The sequence below is a fragment of the Chthoniobacterales bacterium genome, assembly GCA_039930045.1.
Taxonomy (GTDB): Bacteria; Verrucomicrobiota; Verrucomicrobiia; order Chthoniobacterales; family DASVRZ01; genus DASVRZ01.
This window is the reverse complement of the sequence record JBDSQB010000002.1, coordinates 50768-71213: the sequence shown is the minus strand read 5'-3', so window position 1 is coordinate 71213 and position 20446 is coordinate 50768. Positions and strand designations below refer to the sequence as shown.

The window sequence follows — 20446 nt, the reverse complement described above, 5'->3', positions numbered from 1 at the left end:
TATGCTCGATACCAATCTACGTGAAATTTTAGGTGAAGAACGCTCGGTCGGATTTGACCAAGTGGGAATCAACGTCGCGTCGCCCGACTCCATCCGCTCCTGGAGCCGTGGAGAAGTGAAAAACCCCGAAACGATCAACTATCGCACGTTCAAGCCTGAAAAAGGCGGCTTGTTCTGCGAACGCATTTTCGGTCCTACTCGCGACTGGGAATGTTCCTGCGGCAAATACAAACGCATCAAACACAAGGGCGTCATCTGCGACCGTTGCGGCGTTGAAGTTACCTTGAGCCGCGTTCGCCGCGAGCGGATGGGTCACATCGAACTCGCCGTTCCCGTGTCCCACATTTGGTTCTACAAATGCATGCCTTCCCGTATCGGCCTGATGCTCGACATGAGCGGCCGCCAGTTGGAGCGCGTCATTTATTACGAGGACTACATCGTCATTGATCCGGGTCAGACTCCGCTCACCAAAACCCAGCTTCTCACCGAGGCTGAGTATCGTGAAGCTGTCGAGCAGTACGGTGAAGGTAATTTCGTCGCCGGAATGGGCGCGGAAGCGATCAAAACTCTGCTCTCACTAGCTGATCTGGCCACGCTCGCCAAGGAATTGGAAGAGGCGATGGGCAACACCAAGTCCAAGCAGATTCGCAAGAAACTGGCCAAGCGCATCAAGCTCGTTCAGGGTTTTGCGTCTTCGCATTCCCGTCCTGAATGGATGGTTCTGGCGGTTCTGCCTGTTATCCCACCGGATCTTCGCCCGCTCGTTCCGCTCGAAGGTGGACGTTTTGCGACCTCCGATTTGAACGACCTCTATCGTCGCGTCATCAACCGCAACAACCGGTTGAAAAACCTGCTCCAGCTGAAAACTCCAGACGTGATCATTCGCAACGAAAAACGCATGTTGCAGGAAGCTGTCGATGCCTTGTTCGACAATGGTCGTCATGGCCGCGCTGTAACTGGTGCCGGCAACCGTCCGCTCAAATCTCTCAGCGACATGCTCAAGGGAAAAGGTGGTCGTTTCCGTCAGAACTTGCTTGGCAAACGCGTCGATTACTCGGGTCGTTCCGTCATCGTCATCGGACCGGAACTCAAGCTTCACCAGTGCGGTCTGCCGAAGAAAATGGCGCTCGTTTTGTTCGAGCCCTTTATCATTCGCCGCCTCAAAGAAATGGGCTACGTCCACACCGTACGCAGCGCCAAAAAGCTCATCGAGAAACAGACTCCCGAAGTGTGGGACATTCTGGATGAAGTGACCAAGGGTCACCCGATCCTGCTGAACCGCGCTCCGACATTGCACCGTCTGTCGATCCAGGCTTTCGAGCCAATGTTGATCGAGGGTGAGGCGATTCGTGTTCACCCGCTCGTTTGCACGGCTTACAACGCCGACTTCGACGGTGACCAGATGGCCGTTCACGTTCCGCTCTCCGTCGAGGCTCAGATGGAAGCCCGCCTGCTCATGCTGGCGACGAACAACATCTTCTCGCCATCGAGCGGCAAGCCCGTGATGACTCCTTCGCAGGACATCGTTCTCGGCTGTTACTATCTCACTCAAGAGCCCCGGAAAATAACCGATGGCAGCGCGGAACCTCGCAAACCCCTCTTCGCCGACGCTGGCGAAGTTGAGTTCGCAATGGCTGACGGTGCGGTCAAAGTGCATGACCGCGTGCGTCTGAAGAACCCCGATTTCGGCAAGGTCACCCATTATGGCGACACGACTTCCCGCATTCTCGAAACGACCGCAGGCCGTGTTTTGTTCAATCAGATCTGGCCAGCGAACCTCGGTTTCTTCAACAAGACCTGCTCGAAGAAACAGCTCTCCGACGTTATTTTCCGCACCTACCAAGTCGCGGGACAGAAAGAGACCGTAACCTCGCTGGACCTGCTCAAGGAGCTTGGCTTCCGCTGGGCGACCAAGGCCGGCGTCTCCGTCGGTATCGTGGACATGATTATTCCACCGGAAAAGCATCATTCCATCGACCATGCCCGCAAGGAAGTCGGAGTTGTGGAGAAACAATTCCGCTCCGGCATCATCACTCCCGGCGAGCGCTACAACAAAGTCGTCGATATCTGGACTCAGGCTGGCAATGCCATCTCGGACGTTATGTTCCGGACCTTGCAGCACAACGAAGGCCGCAAGGAAATCAACCCGGTCTGGCTCATGGTCGATTCCGGCGCTCGTGGTAACCGCACCCAGGTCAACCAGCTCGGCGGCATGCGCGGCCTCATGGCCAAGCCTTCCGGCGACATTATCGAACGCCCGATCACTGCGAACTTCCGCGAAGGTCTCTCGGTTCTCGATTACTTCATTTCCACGCACGGCGCCCGCAAGGGTCTGTCTGATACGGCGTTGAAGACGGCGGATTCCGGTTACCTCACCCGCAAATTGGTCGATGCGTCCCAAGACGTTATCATCAACGAGGCGGATTGCGGCACGACCAACGGCATCGTTGTTCGTCCGATTTACGAGGGCGACGAGGAAGTTGTGGATCTTAAAACCCGCATCATCGGTCGCGTTTCTTGCGAAACCATCAAGGACTCGATCACGAACAAGACGCTCATCAAAGCCAATCAAATGGTCGATGAAAATGCGGCGGACGCGATCGACAAACTCGGCGTCGAGCAACTCAAGATTCGCTCGGTTCTCACCTGCGAAACCGGTCGCGGCGTTTGCGCCCTCTGCTATGGACGCAACCTCGCCACTGGCGGACTCATCCGCCTCGGTGAAGCGGTCGGTATCATCGCCGCCCAATCCATCGGCGAACCCGGCACCCAGCTCACGATGCGAACCTTCCACATCGGTGGCGTCGCCTCGCAGACCTTCAAGCAGCCGATCATCAAGGCGAAAAACGCAGGCGAGTTGCGGTTCATTGACCTCCGCGTCGTGCAATCGCTCGACGGCAACTGGATCGTTCTCAACAAGAACGGCGCGGTCGCTGTCTTTGCCGAGGACGGTCGCGAACTCGAGAAACACAACGTCGTCATTGGTGCGGTCATCGCATTTGCCGACGGCAGCAAGGTCAAACCCGCCGACACCCTCGTGCAATGGGATCCTTACAACGTGCCGATTCTCACCGAGAAACCCGGTATCGTTGAGTTCCGCGACATGATCCGTGGCGTCACCGTCAAAACCGACGTGGACGAGCAAACAGGCGTCAAAGGCACTGTCGTCATCGAGCACAAAGAGGATTTGCACCCGCAGATCGTCATCATCGGCGACAGCGGAGAAATCATTGCCAGCTACTCCATTCCTGCCGGCGCCCACATTTCCGTGGCCGAAGGCAAGAAAGTCCAGGGTGGTCAGCTCCTCGCCAAAACGCCGCGTAAAGTCGCGAAAACCAAGGACATCACCGGTGGTCTGCCCCGTGTCGCCGAGCTTTTCGAGGCTCGCCGTCCGAAAGACGCCTCTGAGATCGCCAAAATCGACGGTGTGGTCGAGATCGCGGGAACCGTTCGCGGCAAACGCAAGATCATCGTCAAGGACGCCGATACCGGCGCGGAAGAGGAACACCTCGTGCCGCTCGCCAAGCACATCATCGTTTCCAAGGGCGATTTCGTTAAGAAAGGCTCCCAGCTCACCGACGGACCTGTTCCGCCGCACGACATCCTTGACGTTTGCGGACCGCAGGCGCTTCAGGAGCATCTCGTCAATGAGGTGCAGGAAGTCTATCGTCTGCAAGGCGTCGAAATTAACGACAAGCACATCGAAATCATCGTTCGTCAGATGCTCCGCAAGGTCAAAGTCACCGAACCCGGCGACACCAGCTTGCTCTGGGGCGATCAGATTGACCGTCTCGAATTCGAGAAGGAAAACGCCGCTGTCATCGAAAAAGGTGGCAAGCCTGCAGAAGCCAGTCCAGTTCTGCTCGGTATCACCAAAGCCTCGCTCGAGACTGACTCGTTCATCTCGGCGGCTTCGTTCCAAGACACCACCCGCGTCCTTACCGAAGCGGCGACTCTGGGCAAGATCGACATTCTGCGCGGCTTCAAAGAGAACGTCATCATGGGTCACCTCATTCCTGCGGGCACCGGTTTCCCCGGCTATCGCAACACGAAGACTGTGGACATGGTCGAGACCTTCGAAGACGTCAGCGAAGACGAGGACGAGGTCGAAGTATTCGAGCCAGCCGTCGGCTAAGCGACATCACATTCAACAAAAAAGCCGGATCGCAAGGTCCGGCTTTTTTGTTTTTGTGGGCAGAGTTAACTGGAACTCGATTGAAAAATCAGCTCCACGATTTCACCGCCAATCGCCAGCGAAGCCGTGGCAGCGGGCGAGGGGGCATTGAACAAATGCAACGCATTCGCGCGCTGGACCAGTCGGAAATCCTGCACCAATTCGCCATTCGGCGAAATCGCCTGCGCCCGCACACCCGCGCCGCCGGGAGTAAGATCGGATTCTTCTATCTCCGGCACCAGCTTCCGCAGCGATTGGGCAAAGAGTCGCCGGCTAAACGAGCGCAGCGTTTCATCCCAGCACATGCGCGGATACTGCGCCATGAACTTCCACAGTCCAGGAAACGACAGTGCGTCCGTCAGATCAGGGAGCGAGATTCGAGTTTTGGTATAACCTTCCCGCGCCAGCGCCAGCACCGCATTGGGCCCGGCCTCCACGCCGCCGTGAATCATGCGCGTGAAGTGAACTCCCAAAAACGGAAACTTCGGATCGGGCACGGGATAAATCAGATTTCGCACCAGGTGAGTTCGATCCGACCGCAACTGATAGTACTCCCCGCGAAATGGCAGAATCCGATCTTCTGGATTTTCACCAGCCAGCATTCCGACGCGATCACAATGCAGCCCGGCGCAGTTGATTAAATAATCAGCCGCGTATTCCTTTTGAGTCGTCCCTATTTTACAGCCTGTTCCATCCGGCGTAATGCGAGTCACATTCGACTGCAACTCGACTCGGCCGCCTTTCCTAACTATCTCCAAGCTCATCGCATCGCAGACGGCCCGATAATCCACGATTCCCTCCTCGGGCACGCGCACGGCGGCGACGCCGGCGACATGCGGTTCGATCTCGCGCATCGCCCCGGCTTCCAGCCATTGCAAATCGCGCAATCCATTTTGCTGACCGCGCTCCAATAAGGTTCTGAGTCGGCTCACTTCCTCCGCATCCGTCGCGACGACCAGTTTCCCGCAAATCTCGTGCGCTACCCCGTGCTCCTCGCAAAACCGAATCATTTCCCGAATGCCCTGCACAGCCAGCCGGGCCTTGCGCGAGCCGGGTTTGTAATAGAGCCCCGCGTGCAGCACGCCGCTGTTGTGCGTGCTCTGGTGATTTCCCACGCGCGCCTCTTTTTCGAGCAGAGTGACGTCTAACTCCGGCCGCTTCGCGAGCAACTTCAACGCCGTTGCCAGTCCCACAATCCCGCCGCCGACGATAACAAATCGCTGGGCCGCCATGAGAACTAGACGCGGAAGCCCTTGCGCAGAATCGTTGGCACATCGAGGTCGTGGCCTTCGACGATGGTGGGCTCGCTTTTCTCGAAACGTCCGCGCGAGACGGGTTCAAACTGGAGGACTTCCTGTTTCACTTCCTTGGTTTTCTCCACAACTAGAGCGTGCGCCGGGGCCTTGGGCTCGGGAACCGGACGCGGGGCGCGGGTGATTGGAGCGGGCCGGGGAGCGATGGGTTCGGGCGCTTCATCTTCGGGGAGCAGCGCGGCAATTGGCGGGATAACCACATCGGTAATCGGCTCGTGTGCTCTTTCTAGCGAGGGCAATGCGACTGGTGTGCTCACCATCGAAACCGCCTGGCCCAGCGTGCTCATGAGCGTGACGCAAAGTTTCCCGCCAAGTCTCGGATCAATGCTAGTACCCAGCAAAAGATGCGTCTCTTCGCCGATATGACGGTTGAGTTCGTTCATCAAAACCTCGACCTCGGCCAAGGTTAGATTCGCGGAACCGGCGATGTGCACGAGAACGTTGCCCGCGTTTTCGAGGAGCTTGCCGCGTTCCATCAGCGGATTGCGCAAGGCATAGGCGAGCGCTTCGTGGGCGCGATTGTCGCCGTCGCTTTCTCCGCAACCGAAGAGACAACGCGGATCGTCGCTGCGTAGAACGGCCAGTAAATCGTCGAGGCCTACCTTCATGATTCCGGGGCGTCCTAACATCGCAAGAATGCCGCGGATACATTCGCTCATAGTCTGGTCGGCAGCCATGAAGGCTTGCTGAATGCCAGCTTTGGGTGCGACTAACTCGGACATGCGGTCGTTCTCAAAACAGATCACCGCGTGACAAAGCTGGCGCAGATGATCGAGGGCGGCGAGCGCCTGCTGGTTGCGGCGTTTTCCCTCAAAGGCAAACGGCAGAGTGACAATCGCCACGACGACCGCGCCAGCTTCCCTCGCTGCGTGGGCCATGAACGGAGCGGAACCAGACCCGGTTCCACCGCCTAGTCCTGCTGTTAGGAAAACGATTTGATTTCCCTCTACAGCAGCACGCAACTCGGGCAATGCATCCTGCGCGGCGGCCATGCCGACCTCGGGATCACCACCCGCGCCGAGGCCGTGGGTGAGTGTGTGGCCGAGGAGGATTTTTTGCGCGGCGACCGAGGAGGAAAGCGCCTGCATGTCGGTATTGATCGCGACCAGATCGGCGGCATCCACGCCGTCTATGAGCAGCCGGTCGATCACACTGGAACCCGCGCCGCCGACGCCGACAATCTTGCGGGTGAGTGGAATGAAACTCGCCGCCGTGTTGGGTAGGGAACGGTTGATCTCGATCATCGGATTAGCGGCGGAAGATTTTTTTGAAGGGGTTGAAGATTTTGGTTAGAAGACCTTCTTGCGGAATTTCGGAACGAACGGCCTGGGCGTATTTCACAAGTCCGATCGCGGTGGAGTATTGCGGATTTTGAAATGCCGAGGTGATGCCAGCCATGGTGTGCGCGTGAGTGAGAGTCGTCTCCATTCCGAAAACTTCGGTGGACAAATGATCGATGCCTTTGAGCAAACTGCAGCCGCCCGTGATGTGAACACCGGAGCCGACCATTTCAAATTTCGGATCGTTTTCCAGTCGGCGCAGGAGAAGTTCAAATGTTTCCTTCATCCGCATGTGGATGATCATGTTGAGCTTTTCTCGCTCAATCTCGCGACCGGCGAATCCGGTTTCGTCTTTCAAGAACACTTTTTCTCCGGGAATGGAGTTGCCGAGAATGACGCTGCCTTCCTCGATTTTCAGGCGTTCCGCGCGCGCCATCGGGATTTTTAGCAGCATGCTAATATCGTTGGTAATGTGGTCGCCGCCGACTGCTAGTACGCCGCTCTGGCGAACCGCTCCCTCATGGTAGAGAACGTAATCCGTGGTGCCGCCGCCGATGTCGAGCACGAGCGCGCCGAGATTTTTTTGCTCCTGATCGAGCACAACCTGCGCGGAGGCGAGGCCGTTGAGAACAATGTCGGCGACGCTCAAAGGGATCTCGCGGACACAGCGCAACGTATTATGAATCCGGTTCCGAATGCCGTGAATGATATGGTAGTCGGCTTCCAGCTTCGTGCCGAAAATTCCCACCGGATTGAGCACGCCCTCGCGGTCGTCGATGTAGTAGTGCTGGAGAATCTGGTGCAGAAAGGAATGCTCCGCCGGGATGTTTACCTCGATGGCGCTGGCCTTAACGTTGGCGATGTCGTCCTCGTCGATCTCGCCTTTCTCCTCGGGAACGATGACGACTCCACGGCTGTTGAAGCTCAAAATGTGCGAGCCGGTGATGCCGACAAAAACGTTGTCGATCTCGATGTCGGACTTTTGCTCGGCATCGACGAGCGCGTCGTGCAGACATTGCTGCGCGGTGTCGAAATCGACGATCTCCCCTTTGCGAATGCCCCGGGAAGGCACCTGGCCGACCCCTAGAATTTTGATCGTTCCATCCTCCTGATCCTCGGCGACAACGACGCAAATTTTGCTGGTGCCTATCTCCAGGCCAACGACGATGTCATCCCTTGCCATTGGTGATTTTCTTTTTCTTGTTAGGAGTGGTGAGTGGGACAGCCTTGCGAACAGGGATCGGCTCGCCGCCTGGCTTGATCGCAGGCAATGTTAGATCGGTGGTATCGAGCTGCACAAAAGTCACCGGGACATTGCGCTGTACTAACAGATTGACTGTCTCCATTTTCTTCTGGTTGGCGTCGCAGTAATCGAGCAGCAAGCGCAGGCGCTGGAGTTGCCCGTCGATGTCGTCGAAGGAAAGCCGCGCCGCCGTGTGCTCGCGGTCGTGGACCTCCATGCTGTAGCCGTTACTGAGATCGATGCAGGCAATCTCGAAACGGCCCGGCAGAATGTCGGAGGTTTTTTGAATGAGCGAGAGCGATGTTAGCACATCCGAAGAGGGGATTTTTTTTCCAATGCGCAGACTGTCCGTCGCCACTCCGGCAATGATCGGCAGCCGCAGGTATTCGGGGAGAATCGAGCGGCTTTTCAGCACCACGCCCGCGGCATCGATCATCAGCGCATGAGTGTGATCCAGCGAATCGGCCTCAGCTCGGGTGTTCGCCAGCCAGGCGACCGGGTGACGTTCGCGAATCGTGATCTTCAGCGTGTCGGGCAGCGCGCGCTGGATTTGCGCATCCTCCACTTGCGGGATGTCGAGCAATGCCTGGCGCGCTTCCGGCAGGGAGATGGAGAAAATGTTTTCACCACGAGTTAGCTTGGCAGCAGAGATGATTTGCTCGCGCGGCAGTGTGCCCTCATTCTCCACGTCGATCTGATTCAACACATAGTTAGGATTGGCGAAGAACATCCGGTTCATGCCGTAGCGGCAGCCATAGACCACGCCGACGATAAGCGTGACGAAAACGAGGATCTTGCAGCCGAAGAGAACGATTCGCTGATTGCGCTGCGACCGAGCTTTGTCCGAGCGAATGTTAACATCGAGCAGATGCTGTGACTGCTTCCGGCGTTTGTTAATGCTGCGCCGGTTGTTCTGCCGTGGAGCGCCGCTGGTTCTGGCTTCAAACATCATGATGAGACTCCCTTCAGACGCGCGGTGGAGAGTTCGATGATGCGTTCGCAAAGCTGGCCCATGCTCAACCCCGCCACTCCGGCGGCTTCTGGCAGAAGGCTCGATTCAGTCATTCCTGGCACGGTGTTAACTTCCAACACAAACGGCTCGCCCTGGCCAGACAAAAGAACGTCCACTCGGCTATAAACTTTCAACCCAAGCGACCGATGCGCCTCCAGCGCGAGCGCCTGAATTTTCCGGGTGAGCGTGTCGTCGAGCGGAGCCGGGCAGAAATGATCGGCCGCGCCGCCCGGATTGAGCCAGGGATATTTGTTTTTGAAATCGTAAACGCCGTCCTTCGGGCAGATCAAAATAATCGGCAGCGCCAGATCGCCGAGGATACCGACTGTTAGCTCGTCGCCTTGAATAAATTCCTCCACGAGAATGTCCTCGCCAAACTCCGTGACGGCAGTGAGGGCGGCATCTAACTCGACTGAGGTTTTGCAAATGTAAACGCCGACACTGGAGCCCTGGCGCGGCGCTTTCACGACGAGCGGCAGCGGCAGCGTGGGACGTGCGTTGCCGATAAGTGTCTCGCTGCGCGGCGTGGCGATACTAGCGGCCACGAACGCTTCTTTGGAAAGAATTTTATCGAAGGCGATGCGGTTGGATTCAGGAGAATCTCCAGTGTAAACGACGCCGCGCTTTTGCAATTCCGCCTGCAAGTCGCCGTCCTCGCCGAAGGTCCCGTGGATGACGTTGAACGCGATATCGATGTTAGGTGGCAGCGCGAAACTTTCATCCGTCACGTCCACTTCGATAACACTGTGACCCGACTGGCGCAGGGCGGCGGCGACCGCGCTGCCAGAGCGCAGCGAGACTTCGCGCTCGGCTCCGGGTCCTCCTAACAATACGGCAATGTTTAAGCTCATAAAAATTTCTAACTCAGCGGCTCTCCGACGATCTGCACCTCGGTCTCGAGTTGGATGCCTTTCTCGGTCAGGGCCACGTGCTGGATGTCGCGGATCAGGCGCATCACATCGGCGGCGCTGGCCCCGCCATCGTTCACGATAAAATTGCCATGCACCTCGGAGACGCGGGCCTGTCCGACATGACTGTTTTTCAGCCCGAGATCCTGCACGAGTTTGCCGGCTGGAAGTTCGGCGGGATTTTTAAAAATGCAACCAGCGCTCGCCGCAATCGGCTGGCTGGTTTTGCGTTTTTCCATTGAGGTGCGCAGAAGGCGCTCCGTCTCCGCAGGATCGCCTGGCTGGCCTTGGAAAATAGCCGACACGGCGTAATTTTTTGCGAGCAACGGCACACTGCGATAGCGCACATCCACCTCTTGCGGAGTGACCTCATGAAGCTGGCCGAAGTGATCGAAATAGCAAAAGCTAACCACCTGCGAAAACGTATCCGCTCCCATCGCTCCGGCGTTCATCCGCAGACTGCCGCCGACGTTTCCGGGAATGCCTTCCATCCATTCGAAACCGCCGATGCCGGCATTTTTTGCGGCAGCGGCAAGCTGTTTCAGGCGCACTCCGACTCCGGCTGTGATGGTTAGTCCATCCACTGAAATCTGCGAAAAATCTCCATCGCTGAGATGCGCGACAATTCCGGGAATGCCGCCGTCCTGCACGAGTAGGTTAGAACCGCGGCCGACAACCATGAAGGCGAGATTGCTGGCATGCGCGTAGCGGATCAGCGCGGAGAAGGCTTCCTCGGTTTGCGGCTGCACCCAGTATTGCGCCGGGCCGCCGACTCGCAAAGTGGTGTGACGCGAGAGCGGCTCGTAAAGTTTCACCGTGTTAGCACCGGTCAGCGCCTCGATTTCATCGACGCGTCGCAGGTCGCCGATCAAGCGCATCCCTTGCTCGTGAATATCGCCCGCGCCGAGACTGAGCACGAGGTCGCCCGGGGCGATTTGCGGTGCTATCTCTTTCCAGAGCCGCTCTTTTTGCGGGCGATAAAAAATGTTAGTCATTCCCAGCGCCTGCGCGGCATCGACGATGGTCTGCCCGCTGATGCCCGGAATCGGCGTCTCACTGGCGGCGTATATGTCGGTCACATAAACTTTGTCCGCGAGGGTAAACGCCTTGCCGAAATCATCCTTCAACGCCGCCGTGCGCGTGTAGCGATGGGGTTGAAACATCACGATTATCCGCTTCGCTCCCTCGGTGCGGGCGGTGGCGAGCGTGGCTTTTACCTCGGTGGGATGGTGCCCGTAGTCGTCCACGACCCGGATGCCGCGCTCGTTGTATTTCACCTCAAACCGGCGGCGCGCTCCGCGAAAATTCTCCAGCCCTTCGGCAATTTTGCGCGTCTCGACTCCGAGTTCGTGAGCCAGCGCGATGACGGCAGTGGCGTTGCTAACATTGTGGGCTCCAGGGATGTTCAGAACGAAGCTGCCGAGGGATTTTCCATTGCGACTAACCTCGAAGGTTGTCTGGAAATTTCCTGTCGTCACAATGTTGTAGCGGTAGAAACAATTCTCTCCGGCACCATAGGAAATCGCCCCGGCTCGATGGCCGCAGACACGAGTTGCATGGATATCGTCGCCGCTATAAACGATCATCCCCGGCGTCTGCGCGAGGAGTGTTTCAAAGACCGACTCGATGTGCGCGAGATCGCGATAGAAGTCGAGGTGCTCCTCCTCGATGTTCAAAATGATGGCGTGCTGCGGATGATAGTTCACCAGAGTTCCATCGCTCTCATCGCCCTCGACCACGAAATTTTCGCCGGTTGCATCCCAATAGGCGTTAGTACCGAGAATGGGAATCTCAGCCCCGACATAATGCGACGGGCGCAATCCGCCGACACGCAGAACGTGCGCGGCCATGGACGAGGTCGTCGTTTTGCCGTGCATGCCGGCAACGACGATGCCTTTTTTCGCGCTCATGATCGCGGCCAAAGCCTCGGCGCGGCGGATCAGCGGCACGCAAAGCCGGATGGCTTCGTCATAGGCCGGGTTGCCGCTTTTGATGGCCGACGAGTAGATGACGAACTCTGCGTCTTGCACCGAGAGCGCGGTTTGTTTCGAGTGAAAGTGGAGTCCGAGTCCGATCAGCCGCTCCACTTCGCGGCTCGAAGTGCGGTCGCAGCCGCTCACGCGATGGCCCAGCGCCAGCAGCAAACCCGCGATGCCGCTCATGCCCGAACCGGCCACGCCCAGGAGATGGATGTGGCGCGCGGAACCGGTAAAAATAGTCGTCAGGGCGGCGATGTCAGACATGGGAGGAGACTATCGGCGGCATTGCTGTTCGATCAAATCCACCACCGCGGCGGCGGCGTTGTCGCGGGCAAAATTTTTGCTTTTGGCGGCCATGGTTGTTAGCAATTCGGGCTTGGCGATGAGGCGGCGCAGGACGTCGGCGAGGTCGCCCGCAATGGCGTTTTCCTCCTTGCAAAGAATCGCCGCGCCGGCCCGCACAAAGATTTGCGCGTTCAAGGTCTGGTGATCCTCCGCCGCATACGGAAACGGGATCAGCACCGAGGGCAGTCCAAAATGGGAAAGCTCCGTGAGACTCGCCGCGCCGGATCGGGAAATCGCCAGATCGGCCACGGAATATGCCTCCTGCATGTCGTGATGAAACGCCGCGACATAGGCCGCGCGACCCTGGCTGGCGTATTCGGCGCGAATCGTTTCCTCGCAGCGTTTGCCGGTAAAATGAATCACCTGTAACTCGTCCGCCGGAAACGTGGCGACGGCAGCCGACGCGGCGCGGTTCAGGCCCTGCGCGCCCTGGCTTCCTCCCATGATGAGCAGCGTTTGCACATTTTCACGCAAGCCAAATTTGGCTAGCACCTCGTGGCGGTTGACCGGTGTTAGGAGGCTGTGACGAACGGGCGTTCCGGTGACTTCGGTTTTTGACTTAGGGAAGAATGTGGCGCATTCCGCGAAACCTAATAACACCATGGAAGACACCCGTGCGGTGAGTTTGCTAGCCTTGCCGGGAATCGCATTCGACTCGTGGATGAATGTGGGAACCTTCCGCGTGCGCCCGGCCAAAATCGGCGCGGTCGAAGTAAAGCCGCCCATGCCGAGCACGGCGTCGGGCTGGAACGAATCGTAGATTTGTCGGCACTTCTGATAGCTGCCGAAGAATCTAACAAAGAACTTCGCGATGGCCGGTGAGAAGACATGCGGCATTCCGACGGAGGGAAGTTTCTCAAGCCGCAGATCGTCGCGCCCCTGCGTGGCGAGCGAGTCGATTTCTTTTTCCGAGATGAACACCAGCACCTCGTGCCCGCGTTCCAGGAGCACATCGGCCACGGCTAGTCCTGGAAATAAATGGCCACCAGTGCCTCCACATGCGATTGCGACTTTCATGGGAGTTACAGACGAATCGTCTTGCGGGTTTTCGCCGCCAGCACTCGCGGGATGGATGCGAGCGTGGTCACTTCGCTGTGACGATGGATGCTGATAAGAATCCCGATGAATAAAAGGCAGAGGCAGAGATTCGATCCGCCGTAGCTAACAAAAGGGAGCGGCATTCCTTTGTTAGGAAGCAGAGCCGTGGTGACGCCGATATTCACCGCCGCCTGAATGGCTAGGAGCATGACGCAGCCGAAGCCGAGCAGCATTCCGAAATGGTCCTTCGAGCAGAGGGAAATCATCGTTCCGCAAAGAATCATCACGACGTAGGCCGAGACGATTCCGAGGGTAAACCAGAGCCCTAGTTCCTCCCCGATCACGGGGAAGATAAAATCGGTATGGGCGAAGGGGAGGTAGAGCAATTTTTGGCGTCCATTGCCCAGGCCAAGCCCCTCCACTCCGCCGGAACCAAGCGCGGTCAGGCCAGCATATTGCTGGAGCCCGTCGCCTTCCTTGTATTTTTCCAAATTTCGATAAGCTAGAATGCGATCAACGCGCTCCGGCATTTTACTAACTACCACGATGACGCCGAGCATGCCGACGACTAACATCGGCATGAAGTAACGCAAACGACTCCCGGCGACGAACATCACGCAGAACATCGTGGTGGCGATGAGCAGAGTAGCGCCGAGGTCGGTCTCTCTAACAATCAACAACAGCATGGCACTAATCACTGCCAGGGGAATGACGAATCCATGGACGAAGGTCGTGGTTTTTTCCTGATGCTTGGTGAACCAGGAAGCCAGGAAAATGATGCTGGCTAGTTTGGCTAGTTCCGATGGTTGAAAGCTAAATCCAGCGACGCGAATCCAGCGATAGGAGCCGTTGATTTTATGTCCGAATGGCGGCAGGCAGAGGATGAGCAAGAGAACGGAAAGTCCCAGCAAGTAGGGCCAGAGTTTTTGCCAGAAGTGATAGTCGGTAACAGAAACGATGACCGCAGTGACGAGGCCGATGGCAAGCCAGGCGGATTGAAGGCGGAGGAATTTGGAGGCGTCGCCGTGGCTGTCTGCGGCGAACGCGCCCGTGCTTGAAAGCATGACGAGCCCGACTGTCATGACAGCTAGGACGGCGACGACTAACAAATAAACTCCGCGAGACTGCATCGTTTTATTTCGAGGGAATAATCAGCTTTTGGCCGATCTGAAGTTTCTTGGGATCGGTGATTTTGTTGGCTGTTAGCAAGTCGGCATATTTCACGCCCTGGCGCTTGGCGATGAGCACGGGGTTGTCGCCTTTTTGCACGACATAAATTTTCCCTCCGGCGGGTGCGACTGTGTCCACTGCGGGAGCGGTTTTCGGTGCGGCTGGAGTGGTGTTGCTCACCTTCACAGGCAGCGGCTCGGTCTTGGTGTTCTGCGATAGTTGCAGAAGTTTTTGCACATTCAACGGCACGGGTTGCGCCGTGGATTTCGTGGGGATGATGAGCTTGTCGCCCATTTTAATGGAACTCGACTCTGTTAGGTGGTTGGCCGTTTCGAGATCATTCCGGGTAAGTCCAAAAGTCGAGGCGATGCTGCCCAGATTATCGTTGGCCTTGATGGTATAAATCCGGCTGTCCGCAGGGAGATCGCTGCCTTTGGCCGGACTCTCGACTAGTGGCGTGTCCATAGGAGCCGGAGTGTTTTTCTTGAGCGAGCTGAAGGCAAAAATGCCGCCGACGGCGACAACGTGCAGCAGCATGACAACGAAAAATGCCTTCGAGAGTTTTACGTTCGGCTCGTCGATGTCGTAGTCTTCCGCGATCGGCATGGTGGCGCGTCGTGTGGTGGCGTTCATTTTCTTGGGCGGGTTTTTTTGGAACAAGTTCTTGATGTTCATAATGGGATGGATGTGAGGTTAGAAAGAGTTGTGGCTGCCTGACGAAATTGCTCGCCGCGATCGGCGTAGTCGCGAAACATGTCGAACGAGGAAGTGCCCGGCGAGAAAAGCACCGTGTCGCCTGCCCGCGCGAGACTATGCGCCTGCTGGACAGCGTCCTGCAAGCTGGATGTTAGCAGGCAGGGAACGGAGCCGCTCCAGTCACTGGAAATGCGCTCCGCCATTTCGCCGATGAGGATGGCGGTGGAAACTTTTTCGCCTACTAGCTGTCGAATCGAACCAAACTCAAATCCCTTATCCTTGCCGCCGGCGATGAGAATCACTTTTTTCTCATCCAGTGTTAGCGCCTTCGCCAGCGAATTGACGTTGGTGGATTTTGAGTCGTTGATATAGCGCACGCCATCAATGGTGGCGACCAGCTCGCAGCGATGCGGCGAGGGGCGGTAGTTTTGCAACGCGGGCAGTAAGTCGGCGAAGGTTATTCCGAGAACGTGTCCCGTGGCGAGGGCGGCCATCAGGTTTTCGATGTTGTGAAGGCCGATGAGTTGAAAGGAATCGAGCCGCGCAATCGCCTCGCCGCGATAGGCGATGGAGTGATTGACCAAAGTGAAATCCGCCGCGTGTCCATAGGCGCTGAAGGTGATTTTCTTCGCGGCGAGGTTAGGCAAATCGTCGGCCGCGTTGCACACGGCGAAGTCTTCATTTGTCTGATACTCAAACACGCGGAGCTTGGCCTCACGATATTCCTGCATCGACGGATAGCGATCCAAGTGGTCGGGAGTTAGATTCAGCCAGAGCGCGATCTGCGGGCGGAAACTGGAAATAGTCTCCAGTTGGAACGAGCTGACTTCCACTGTAATCACGTCGAGATTCTCCTGTGAATGCGCCACGACTTCTGAAAAGGGCAATCCGATATTTCCACAGGCGACCGTGCGTTTTCCGGCGCTGTTAAGCATCGCGCTGATCAACTCGGTGGTGGTGGTTTTTCCATTGGTGCCGGTGATGGCGATGACGGGCTTTGTGCAAAACTGCCAGGCGACTTCCAGTTCACCGGTCACGGGAATTCCGCGATCTGAATACTGCCGGACAAATGGGCTGGCCAAGTCGATGCCCGGACTAACTACCACCAGCGAAAATGCCTCATCGGAGACTGCGTCAGGGCCTGTTAACACTGTCATTCCTGCGGAACGCAGCTTCTCCGCTCGTGCCAACAACGGCTCGGAATTTCCCGAATCGAGCACGGTGATTTTCGCTCCTTTGGAAAGCAACAGTCGCGCGACGGATTCGCCGCTGCGGGCGAGTCCTAACACGGCAATATGTTTTCCAGCGACTTCCATGGTTATCTCAGTTTTAGCGTGGCGAGTCCTAACAATGCGAAAATGAGCGACATGATCCAAAAGCGGACGATGACGGTGTTTTCCTTCCAGCCCATCAACTCGAAATGATGGTGAATGGGCGACATTTTGAAGACGCGTTTGCCGGTCGTTTTGAAGCTGATGACTTGGATGATGACGGAGAGCGCCTCGATGACGAAGATGCCGCCGACGACCATGAGAAGGAGTTCCTGTTTGCAGCAAATGGCGACGACCGCGAGCATTCCGCCGATAGAAAGCGAACCCGTGTCGCCCATGAAAACGCGGGCCGGATGCGCGTTGAACCAGAGGAAGCCGAGTCCCGCGCCGGCCAGGGCCATGCAGGCGACGGTGAGCTCGGATGCGAAGACGTTGTGCGGAATCTGGAGATAGCGCGCCACGACGAAATTGCCTGTGGCCCACGAGAAAAGCGCGTAGGCGACGGAGGTCGTGATCGTGCAACCGGTGGCCAGGCCATCGAGGCCGTCGGTTAGGTTCACCGCATTGGAAGTGCCGACGATCATCGCAGCGTAGAAGAGAAATGCGCTGACGATTCCGAAGGAGAAGATCGGCTCTTTGTAGAATGGAATGTAGAGTTCGCGCGTCTGCGAGGCGGACGCCGGATCTCGCAGGAGAAACGTCGTGATACCGGCTGCGAGTACGAATTGCGCGACTAACTTCAAGCGTCCGGGAAGTCCGTCGGATTTCTTCTTTTTAACCTTCAGGTAGTCGTCGATGAAACCGATGGTCGCGAGATAGATAATGCTTACCACCACCAGCCAGACGAAATGATTGTCCGGCCTGGCCCAAAGCAATGTGGAGACCACGACCGAACCCATGAGCAGCACTCCGCCCATCGTGGGCGTGCCTTTTTTCGCTCCGTGGAGTTCGTAAAGTTTATGCACTTCTTCCTTCGTGCGAATCGGCTGGCCGACTTTGAGTGAAATCAGTTTTCGGATGACGACATTTCCAAAAATCAAGCAGAGCAAAAAGGAGGTGAGCGCCGCCGATGCCGCGCGAAAACTAATATACTGAAACACATTTAGCGCCGTGTGCAGCGGTGAGCCTTCGCCAAATTGAGAGAGGTAGTAGAGCATTAGCGTTTGGCTGAGGGAATGGGTTGCAAGCTGATGGTTAGTTCCTGAATGACCTGCTCCATGCGGGCGGAGCGGCTGCCTTTGACCAGCACGCAATCGCCGGGTTGCAGAAGACTGATTAAGGCCGCCGCAGCCTGCCGCGTGTCCGCGGTGCGAATGACGTGGGTCGCAGCAGATTTTTCGGCCTCATCGGCAATCCAATCGGCCGTGTCGCCGACGGTGACCATGATATCGACATCCTGGCTCGCGGCCCCGACTTTGCGATGGCCTTCCTCGGCATAACTCCCCAACTCGCCCATGGCTCCTAACACCGCGATACGTTTTCCGCTGCCCGGGATGGATTCCAAAGTCGCCAGCGCCGCGAGCATGGAATCGGGGTTGGCATTGTAAGTGTCGTCGAGAAAATGAATGCCCGCGATCTCCTTGATTTCGAGCCGCCCGCTGGTGAGTTGAATTTTTCCCAATGCATCCACGCAGCGTTGCAGCGGAATGCCATGGGCCAGTCCGGCGGCGACAGCTAACATCGCATTGCCGACCATGTGATTCCCCGGGATGGGTAGAAATGCGGGGAGCTTTTCCGAGCCATGCGTGACGGTGAAAGTGGTGCCGCCGTGGTCGGCGCTGAGTTCGCTGGCAGAAACGTCGCCCGCCTTGATGCCAGCGGTAACCACGCTTGCTTTGGTTAGCTTGGCAATCATCGGCGTGAAGGCGTCGTTGGCGTTCAGGACAACCACGCCTGTCTTGGAAACCGCCTTGGCGAGCTCGGCTTTTTCCAGAGCGATGGCTTCCTGGGTTTTCATGAACTCGATGTGCGCAGTGCCGATGTTAGTAATGATCGCGACATCCGGCGCGGCGATGGCGGCGAGGGGCGCGATCTCGCCGCCATGGTTCATGCCCATCTCGAGAATGGCGACTTCGTGCGCGGCATCAATGGCTAGAACCGACATGGGGAGTCCGATATGATTGTTCAGATTCCCCTGGGTTTTGCTGACGGAGAACTGACTGGAAAAAACGGCGGCTGCCAGATCTTTCGTGCTGGTTTTTCCATTGCTGCCGGTGATGCCGACGACATGGCACTGGAGCGTGGCGCGGTAGTTTTTCGCCAACGACTGGAGACCGATGAGTGTGTCCTTCACCCGAATCACCGTGGCCGTACTAGCAACGCTCTGATCGACCATAACAGCCGACGCTCCACGGGTGGTGACGTCTGCGATGAAAGCGTGCGCGTCGAAGTGCGGACCTTTCAATGCAACGAACAAATCGCCCGGTTGCACGAGGCGGCTGTCGGTGACGACCCGCTGGATGATGACCGCGTCGTCGCCGGAAACGATTTTTCCACCAGCCAGAGCGGCAATGTTAGAAGCAGTGAGCGGGTTCATGACTCAGACATTTTCACGGGCTGCGCTCCCACGGCATTTTGGACGACTTCCACGTCGTTGAAAGGGATGATGTAGTCGGCCAATTCCTGGTTGGTCTCGTGGCCTTTGCCGGCAATGAGAATGATGTCGCGGGGCTGTGCCAGGGCGATGGCGCGGAAGATGGCTTCCTGCCGATCGAGCACGACTTCGTATTTTCCAAGCCGCATTGGCTTGATGATTTCTGCTACTATGGCTTCGGGCGATTCCTTCCGTGGATTGTCGGAAGTGACAATGGAATAATCGGCATTCTCACTGGCAGCCGCTCCCATTTTGGGACGCTTGGCGCGGTCGCGATCACCGCCACAACCGAAGACCACGATGAGTCTGTTAGGAGACAATTCGCGCAGCGTGCGCAGGACATTTATCAAGGCATCGTCGGTGTGCGCATAATCGACATAAACCTGAAACTGCCGTTTCACCGGCACCGCTTCGAGACGCCCGGGGACTTGCGGCGCATGAGCGAGAGCCTTCACGCAATCGCGGATGGAAAGACCGATCACGCGTGCGGCAGCGAGTGCAGCCAGCGAATTGTAAACATTGAAACGTCCGATCAACGGCAGGCGCACGAGGTAGCTTTTGCCCTCCGCATCGAGCTGGTAGGTGGTGACGCTGCCGTCGGTTCTGATGTTAGTCGCCCGGAAATTGGCCGCCACGCCAAGTCCGAAAGTAATCAGGCGCAGCTCTTTTTCAAATCGCGTGACGAGTTGTTCACCCTGCGACTGGTCGATATTAACAATGCCGGTGCTCTTCTTCCGTTTCTGCTCGGCAGCCTGCACAAAAAGAAGCGACTTCGTCTCAAAGTAAGACTGCATCGTCTTGTGATAGTCGAGGTGGTCTTGTGTGAGATTGGTAAAAACGACAGCGTCAAACTCCAGCCCGCGCACGCGATCCTGCGACAGCGCGTGAGAGGAAACTTCCATGACTGCCGCTTTGTCGCCAGCGTTGAGAGTCTGGTAAAGCAGATCGTTGATTTCCAGCGATTCAGGAGTTGTGCGCGATGCTGGAAGAATGCGATTGCCGATCTCGTAGCGCACCGTGCCGATCAATCCAGAACGGAGTCCGGACGATTGCAGGAGATGTTTTAATAGATAGGAAGTCGTCGTTTTTCCATTAGTGCCGGTGATGCCAACAAGCTTCAACTTCGATGCTGGGTGGCGGTAGAATGCACAGGAAAAATCCGCCAGCGCCTTACGGCTGTCGGGCACTCGTATGGTGGTGACCTTTGACTGAATGTTAGCTGACTCTGTGACCACGGCCTCTGCGCCGCGCTCGATGGCCTGACGAATGAAGTCGGCGCCGTCCTGCTTCTGCCCTTTTAATGCGATAAAAAGGGAGCCGGGCACGACACGGCGCGAGTCGTAGGCGATGTTAGTAATTTCACGCTCCGCCGAGCCGATGACTTCCTCGACTGGCGTTTTCGTGAGCAGGGTTTTCAGCAGCAT

The 20446-nt window shown here is 57.1% G+C and carries 14 protein-coding genes; 1 reads left to right on the top strand and 13 read right to left on the bottom strand.

Annotated elements, in window-relative coordinates; all coding sequences use genetic code 11:
• The first annotated feature begins 1 nt into the window (after window position 1).
• A complete protein-coding gene (rpoC, locus tag ABIT76_00540) occupies window positions 2-4135 on the top strand; it encodes a DNA-directed RNA polymerase subunit beta' (GenBank protein MEO7931622.1) in 4134 nt (1377 codons plus the stop codon).
• 65 nt (window positions 4136-4200) lie between these two features.
• On the opposite strand, the gene lhgO is transcribed toward rpoC, so the two are convergent.
• The 13 genes from lhgO to ABIT76_00475 are packed head-to-tail and all read right to left on the bottom strand — an operon-like array spanning window position 4201 to window position 20446.
• Window positions 4201-5406, bottom strand: a complete 1206-nt coding sequence (gene lhgO / locus ABIT76_00535; GenBank protein ID MEO7931621.1) for an L-2-hydroxyglutarate oxidase — start codon at window positions 5404-5406, stop codon at window positions 4201-4203.
• 5 nt (window positions 5407-5411) lie between these two features.
• Window positions 5412-6731: a hypothetical protein gene (locus ABIT76_00530; protein MEO7931620.1), complete on the bottom strand. Its 1320-nt coding sequence runs from the start codon at window positions 6729-6731 to the stop codon at window positions 5412-5414.
• 4 nt (window positions 6732-6735) lie between these two features.
• The gene (gene ftsA, locus ABIT76_00525) at window positions 6736-7950 is read right to left on the bottom strand and encodes a cell division protein FtsA (GenBank protein MEO7931619.1); all 1215 of its coding nucleotides are present in this window, start codon (window positions 7948-7950) and stop codon (window positions 6736-6738) included.
• Window positions 7937-8962, bottom strand: coding sequence for an FtsQ-type POTRA domain-containing protein (locus tag ABIT76_00520; protein MEO7931618.1), 1026 nt, complete (start codon window positions 8960-8962; stop codon window positions 7937-7939). Before ABIT76_00520 ends, ftsA begins: the two co-directional genes overlap by 14 nt.
• Window positions 8959-9873, bottom strand: coding sequence for a D-alanine--D-alanine ligase (locus ABIT76_00515; protein ID MEO7931617.1), 915 nt, complete (start codon window positions 9871-9873; stop codon window positions 8959-8961). Before ABIT76_00515 ends, ABIT76_00520 begins: the two co-directional genes overlap by 4 nt.
• An 8-nt stretch (window positions 9874-9881) precedes the next feature.
• On the bottom strand, window positions 9882-12173 hold the full coding sequence (murC, locus tag ABIT76_00510; protein MEO7931616.1) for a UDP-N-acetylmuramate--L-alanine ligase: 2292 nt from the start codon (window positions 12171-12173) through the stop codon (window positions 9882-9884).
• A 9-nt stretch (window positions 12174-12182) separates the two neighbouring features.
• Window positions 12183-13271, bottom strand: a complete 1089-nt coding sequence (murG, locus tag ABIT76_00505) for an undecaprenyldiphospho-muramoylpentapeptide beta-N-acetylglucosaminyltransferase (protein ID MEO7931615.1) — start codon at window positions 13269-13271, stop codon at window positions 12183-12185.
• Window positions 13272-13276: 5 nt separating this feature from the next.
• Complete coding sequence (locus tag ABIT76_00500; GenBank protein ID MEO7931614.1) at window positions 13277-14422, bottom strand: putative peptidoglycan glycosyltransferase FtsW; 1146 nt, start codon at window positions 14420-14422, stop codon at window positions 13277-13279.
• A gap of 4 nt (window positions 14423-14426) precedes the next feature.
• Window positions 14427-15095 carry a LysM peptidoglycan-binding domain-containing protein gene (locus ABIT76_00495; protein MEO7931613.1) on the bottom strand — a complete coding sequence of 223 codons (669 nt, stop codon included), beginning with the start codon at window positions 15093-15095 and terminating at the stop codon, window positions 14427-14429.
• 38 nt (window positions 15096-15133) lie between these two features.
• The gene (murD, locus tag ABIT76_00490; GenBank protein MEO7931612.1) at window positions 15134-16474 is read right to left on the bottom strand and encodes a UDP-N-acetylmuramoyl-L-alanine--D-glutamate ligase; all 1341 of its coding nucleotides are present in this window, start codon (window positions 16472-16474) and stop codon (window positions 15134-15136) included.
• A gap of 2 nt (window positions 16475-16476) precedes the next feature.
• Window positions 16477-17586 carry a phospho-N-acetylmuramoyl-pentapeptide-transferase gene (mraY, locus tag ABIT76_00485; GenBank protein MEO7931611.1) on the bottom strand — a complete coding sequence of 370 codons (1110 nt, stop codon included), beginning with the start codon at window positions 17584-17586 and terminating at the stop codon, window positions 16477-16479.
• Entirely contained in the window at window positions 17586-18965 is a 1380-nt protein-coding gene (gene murF / locus ABIT76_00480) for a UDP-N-acetylmuramoyl-tripeptide--D-alanyl-D-alanine ligase (GenBank protein MEO7931610.1), read from the bottom strand. Before murF ends, mraY begins: the two co-directional genes overlap by 1 nt.
• The gene (locus ABIT76_00475) at window positions 18962-20446 is read right to left on the bottom strand and encodes a UDP-N-acetylmuramoyl-L-alanyl-D-glutamate--2,6-diaminopimelate ligase (GenBank protein ID MEO7931609.1); all 1485 of its coding nucleotides are present in this window, start codon (window positions 20444-20446) and stop codon (window positions 18962-18964) included. The genes murF and ABIT76_00475 overlap by 4 nt, the downstream gene beginning before the upstream one ends.

Bases quoted from the DNA above. Each gene is read 5' to 3' on its own strand.
- ABIT76_00515 (MEO7931617.1), bottom strand. From the start codon at position 9,873: ATGAGCTTAAACATTGCCGTATTGTTAGGAGGACCCGGAGCCGAGCGC.
- ABIT76_00495 (MEO7931613.1), bottom strand. From the start codon at position 15,095: ATGAACGCCACCACACGACGCGCCACCATGCCGATCGCGGAAGACTAC.
- rpoC (MEO7931622.1), top strand. From the start codon at position 2: ATGCTCGATACCAATCTACGTGAAATTTTAGGTGAAGAACGCTCGGTC.
- murF (MEO7931610.1), bottom strand. From the start codon at position 18,965: ATGAACCCGCTCACTGCTTCTAACATTGCCGCTCTGGCTGGTGGAAAA.
- lhgO (MEO7931621.1), bottom strand. From the start codon at position 5,406: ATGGCGGCCCAGCGATTTGTTATCGTCGGCGGCGGGATTGTGGGACTG.
- ABIT76_00520 (MEO7931618.1), bottom strand. From the start codon at position 8,962: ATGATGTTTGAAGCCAGAACCAGCGGCGCTCCACGGCAGAACAACCGG.
- murC (MEO7931616.1), bottom strand. From the start codon at position 12,173: ATGTCTGACATCGCCGCCCTGACGACTATTTTTACCGGTTCCGCGCGC.
- ABIT76_00500 (MEO7931614.1), bottom strand. From the start codon at position 14,422: ATGCAGTCTCGCGGAGTTTATTTGTTAGTCGTCGCCGTCCTAGCTGTC.
- mraY (MEO7931611.1), bottom strand. From the start codon at position 17,586: ATGCTCTACTACCTCTCTCAATTTGGCGAAGGCTCACCGCTGCACACG.
- ABIT76_00475 (MEO7931609.1), bottom strand. From the start codon at position 20,446: ATGCTGCTGAAAACCCTGCTCACGAAAACGCCAGTCGAGGAAGTCATC.
- ftsA (MEO7931619.1), bottom strand. From the start codon at position 7,950: ATGGCAAGGGATGACATCGTCGTTGGCCTGGAGATAGGCACCAGCAAA.
- ABIT76_00530 (MEO7931620.1), bottom strand. From the start codon at position 6,731: ATGATCGAGATCAACCGTTCCCTACCCAACACGGCGGCGAGTTTCATT.
- murD (MEO7931612.1), bottom strand. From the start codon at position 16,474: ATGGAAGTCGCTGGAAAACATATTGCCGTGTTAGGACTCGCCCGCAGC.
- murG (MEO7931615.1), bottom strand. From the start codon at position 13,271: ATGAAAGTCGCAATCGCATGTGGAGGCACTGGTGGCCATTTATTTCCA.